The 403-nt window shown below is 62.8% G+C and carries 1 protein-coding gene; it reads right to left on the bottom strand.

All coding sequences use genetic code 11. The features are described 5' to 3' along the window. Positions 1-208 precede the first annotated feature (208 nt). On the bottom strand, positions 209-403 hold a 195-nt coding region (locus E4T88_RS18075; RefSeq protein WP_167755487.1), incomplete at its 5' end, for a hypothetical protein.

Here is a 403-nt window from a genome sequence, read left to right as displayed (position 1 = left end):
CCGATAATCTCTTCTTATCGGACCCTAGACCACCACGCAGGAACTGGCAACGGGATCGCGCTACCACGTTGTAACGTGGTCACGTTGAAACGTCGCGGGGGATCTCGATTATATTATGGGGAGCGCGCCAGCCGCGGACGCGGTGGGAGAGTGCGCGAGGACCGGGCGAGCCGTGATGATATGGCCGCCCGGCCGACGTAATCGCTCGTCAGGCGTTCGCAGGCGGCTTGCTGGGTTTGAAGCTTCTGCCCCTTGGCTCAGCCTTCTGCGGGTCGGGCTTGTTTGCAAGCAGGCGTTTCACCCGCTCGTTGAAGTCCTCTGCCGTGACGCTCTGCGCTTTGCCGGTCTTGAGTTCGAGCGCCATCTCGGCCTCCGTATCGTGGCCCAGGGCACGGGATTGCGC

The sequence above is a fragment of the Dysgonomonas mossii genome (assembly GCF_004569505.1).
In the GTDB taxonomy this organism is placed as follows: Bacteria; Bacteroidota; Bacteroidia; order Bacteroidales; family Dysgonomonadaceae; genus Dysgonomonas.
This window is presented reverse-complemented; position numbering and strand designations above follow the sequence as displayed.